This window comes from Salinibacter sp. (assembly GCF_036626415.1).
Classification (GTDB): Bacteria; Bacteroidota; Rhodothermia; order Rhodothermales; family Salinibacteraceae; genus Salinibacter.
Genome location: NZ_JAZKRW010000185.1, coordinates 1 through 4,313, shown reverse-complemented (window position 1 = coordinate 4,313; position 4,313 = coordinate 1). Strand labels below are relative to the sequence as shown.

Genomic DNA, 4,313 nt, shown 5'->3' with positions numbered 1-4,313 from the left:
GACTGCGTCCAGCCTGACTGGGGGCATGAGTTTCTGCGTCACGAGTCATGGGTCATGAGTCATGGGTCACGAGTCATGGGTCACGAGTCATGGGTCACGAGTCATGAGGGCGCTTTGCTGGACTGTGGTTCTGTATTCGAGACGTGAGGAGACGAGGCGGGATCGTGGGACTCATCGGTGAGGGCGAGGAACACATCCTCCAGGGTAGCGCGCTCGGCGTGCAGGTCGTTTGGCGTGACGCCCGCGTTGGCGAGGCGGTGCACGACGGTCGTGAGGAGGTCCTCCCCGCCTCGCGTCTGCACATGACCGTCCCCGATCGCGACATTCTGTATGCCGTCCGCCGCGCGCAGGGGATTGGGGTCAAAATCGGGCGGCGCGTCGAACCAGACCCGATACGACGCGTCGAGCCGATCGATGAGGGCCTGCGGCGCATCGAGGGCCACACACTGCCCGTCGTCCATCATGGCCACCCGGTCGCAGAGCGCCTGGGCCTCGTCCATGAAGTGTGTGACGAGAAGGACGGTGGTGCCGGAGGCCCGGACCTCGCGGAGCAGTTCCTGCGTGCCGCGACGCGCCTCTGGGTCGAGCCCGGTCGAGATCTCGTCGAGCACCACGAGGTCGGGATCGTGCACCAGCGCGAGGGCCACGAAGAGCCGCTGCTTCTGGCCGCCGGAGAGGGTGCCAAACGACGCATTCCGCTTGTCCGCTAGGCCCCACCGGTCGAGGAGCGCGTCGCGGTCGGTCGTCTCGGGATAAAAGGAGGCGAACAGGTTGAGGGCCTCGCGGACCGTGATGCGGTCGGGCAGGGCGGCCGCCTGCAATTGGGCGCCAACCCGACGGTAGAACGGGTCGCGTGCCGCCTGCTGCGGGTCCATGCCGAGCACGCGCACGGCACCCGCATCGGGCGGCCGGAGCCCAAGGGCACACTCGACGGCGGTCGTCTTGCCCGCGCCGTTGGGGCCGATGAGGCCGAAGATCTCGCCCGTCTCTACCTCCAGAGACAGGTTGTCCACGGCGACCGTAGAGCCGTATGCTTTTCGAAGGCCATCGAGGGCGAGAGCAGTGTCCATGGCAGGGATGAAGCGAGACCGGAAGGGAGGGACGAGAGGCTACCCGGTTTGTTGTTCAAGCCGGGGTAGGAGGACGGATCGCACCCATCCGTAGTCAGGATTGAGATCGAGGGCCGTCTCGAAGGCCGTGCGGGCCGGGTCGTACCGCTCGGCGTCCATGTGGGCGACGCCGACCCAGGCGTGCGCCTCGGCGTGGCCCCAGCTGGGCATCAGCGGGTCGACGGTCTCCCGCTCCGCGAGGCGCGCGGCCTTCTTGAACTTCTTCAGGGCCTGTTCTTTGTCGCCGCCAAACATGCTAGGCGCGTAGAAGTCCGACGTGCCGTCGATGATCCACACGCGCGGATTGTTGGGGCCGTGCGCCTTCGCCTGTTTCATGGCCTCGCTGGCCTTCGGGCCCAGCGACATGCCCTGCATCGGGTTCATGCCCATCATCTGCCCGTAGCACCCCGACAGCAGAGCCCAGGCGTCCACCATCGTTCCGTTGATCTCCGTGGCGCGCTTGAGGTGGCCGATGGCGTCTTTGATCACGTGCTCGCGCCGGTCTTCGTCGTCCTCGGGGAGCCGGTTCGATATGCGGTAGTCGGCGAGGGCGGCGTAGTAGTGGGCCAGCGCCGCGCGGTCGCCCCCAGTGGCCTGCTTGGCCCAGGCGCGGGCCTGCTTTAAGGAGTCGAGGGATCCCTCGTCGGTGGCCTCCCGAATCTGGGTTTTGACCTGCCGGAGAAGCGAGTCGGTCGCTGCGGACCCGAGGGCAGAGGAGGTCGGCGACGCAGGGGCCATCGGCGGGCTCGACCCGCAGGCCACGAGCCCGACCAGAAGAACGCTGCCGAGGAGGAAAGTGAATGTTGTTCGAGGGAGCGTCGGGGTTGAGAGCATGGGGCATTGGGGGATGAGGGAAAAAGAGCACGTTGATGCGTTGCGGTTGGCGACCGTGGGGGCATGCATGGGGGCAACAGGACCCGTCTCAAAGCGTGAGCGTGAGGCCGACGTAGACCGACCGGCGGAAGTCCGTCCGCCGGTACCGGCGGGTCGAATAGTCGGGCGAGTAGGTCACGTCGACGGCGTTGGCCCGGTCGAGGACGTTGTTGAGCGCCGCGTAGACGACCACGTTCTGCTGGCGGTTGAAGGGCCAGAAGTAGCTCACCTGCAGGTCAAGGCGGAGGTAGGCCGGAAGCCGCGCGCTGCCCACGGGCCCGTCGACCGGCAGGAGGGCGCCGGACTCCAGCCGCTCGGTGCCCACGACGGGCGTGAAGGGCCGGCCGGTGACGTAGCTGTAGGTGCCGCCGACCCGGAACTGGTCGATCACGCGCACCTTCCCGACCGCCGTGATCTGGTGCGTCAGGTCGTAGGGGGCCGGCCCGTCGTCCAACTCCACATCCGTCCCCCGGTCACGGGGCTGGGTGCGATGGGAGCGGAGGAGGCTGTAGGAGGCCCAGCCGTTGACGCGCGTGCCGAGGAACGATCCGTACTTGGCGAACAGATCGATGCCCCGTGCGACGCCCGTGCCGTCGTTTGCGTATCGCGAGGACCCGGTGCGGACGACCAGGTCGCGGTACGGCTTGTGGTAGGCCTCCGCGCGGAGCAACAGGTGCTCCCGCTCGTGGCGCAGGCCGAGCACGACGTGCTGCGCGCGTTGGGCGCCGAGCGTATTTTCGCCCACGTGCTCGCCGTAGGTGCTGAGCTCCGGAAACTGGTGGTAGAGGCCCCAGGCGGCCCGCAGCTGCGTGTTCGGCGCGAACGACCAGGCGAGCCCCACCCGCGGATCGACCACCGGGCGGCCCGCCCAGCTGTGGACATCGGTGCGCAGCCCGGCCCGCGCGACGACCGACGAGAGCAGGCTCGATTCGACCTCGACGTACCCCCCGGCGCGTGTGGCCCGCACGGATTCGTTGACCGATCGGGTGGGGGCATCGGGCGCCACCACGTCCGGCTGTGTGGGAACCGTGCCGTCGAATCGGTAGCGCCGACGCTCCACCGTGCCGCCAGTGCGAACGGTCCAGTCCCCGCCCCCGCGCGTTGCGTCGACGCGTAGCTTGGCGGCCCGGTCGGTGGGCGACAGGTCGAGGGCGCCAAGCGTCCTTTGCGACGTGTACGCGTTCCAGGAGGCGCTCGACTCCACGGTCCATCCCTTCGCCTGGGCCGTCCACTGCAGGTTGTAGAGCTGATTCGTCGTCCGGCTCCGGTAGACGCCGGTGTAGGTGCCTTCGGTCGTCTCCACGCCGATGCGGTTGCGGCGGGCAAAGGCAAGAAGCTTCAACTGCCCGGTGGGGCCGTAGTCCCAGGTCAGGCCCAGGGTGCCGTCCAGGCCCTGCGGCACGGTGGCGTAGTCCCCGCGCCGGCCGTTGACGCGGAAGAGCACCCCGGTGAATGACCGGTTGCCGGAGACCCGGAGGCCGAGCTCGTCCCCCACGAGCGGCTGGTCGAGGGAGACCGACGCGGCGGCGAGCCCGAGGTTTACGTACCGGCTGGATTCCTCCGGGCGGTCCTTCGATTCCATCGCGAGGACGCCCGAGAGCGCGTTGCCGTACTGTGCCGAGAAGCCGCCCGTGGCAAAGGTGGTGCCGCCGACGAGGAAGGGGCGCACGGCGCCGAACGAGCCCCCCGCCGGGGACTCGTAGCGGTACGGATGGTAGACCGTCGCCTGGTCGAGCAGGGTCTTCGTCTCGGTCACGTCCCCGCCGCGCACGAACAGGCCGGCCCCGTCCCCCGGCGCGGCCACGCCCGGAAACGACTGCAGGGCGCGGAACAGATCGCCGGCGGCGCCCGGGGTCGTCACGGCTTCGGTCGAGCCCAGCGTTGCCTCGGAGGGGGAGCCGGTCGAGAACGTCTCGCCGGTGACGACCGCCTCGCCGAGCTCGATGCTCTCGGCCCGAAGCGTGAACCGCACGGTGCTCGTGTCGCCGGCGCGGAGGCGGAGGGACCGTTCGACGGGGGGGTAGCCGACGGCCGAGGCCCGCAGGACGACCGACCCGGTGCGCGTTGTTTCGAAGCGGAACCGGCCGTCCCCTCCGGCCGCGGTGCCGACGGCAGCCCCATCAAGCTGCACGTTCGCGTAGGGGACCGGCGCGCCCTGCGCGTCGCGCACCTGGCCTTCCACGACGGCGGGCTGGGCCAAGGCCACGGTGGGAATGAGCCCGAGCACGAGGGCAAGGCCTCCAACGAAGCGGCGACACATGGCGAGGATGGGGGGCGAGGATCAAATCGTCCGTGATGGATCCTCGCCTATTCGACGCCGGCTGTCGCGTT

The 4,313-nt window shown here is 69.2% G+C and carries 3 protein-coding genes; all 3 read right to left on the bottom strand.

The annotated features are described in order from the left end of the window. Positions 1-101: 101 nt before the first annotated feature. Complete coding sequence (locus V5A20_RS13330) at positions 102-1,070, bottom strand: ABC transporter ATP-binding protein (protein ID WP_332327558.1); 969 nt, start codon at positions 1,068-1,070, stop codon at positions 102-104. Positions 1,071-1,109: 39 nt separating this feature from the next. Then, positions 1,110-1,943: a tetratricopeptide repeat protein gene (locus V5A20_RS13325; protein ID WP_332317032.1), complete on the bottom strand. Its 834-nt coding sequence runs from the start codon at positions 1,941-1,943 to the stop codon at positions 1,110-1,112. A gap of 88 nt (positions 1,944-2,031) precedes the next feature. Further along, a complete protein-coding gene (locus V5A20_RS13320; RefSeq protein WP_332327557.1) occupies positions 2,032-4,242 on the bottom strand; it encodes a TonB-dependent receptor in 2,211 nt (736 codons plus the stop codon). Positions 4,243-4,313: the final 71 nt, after the last annotated feature.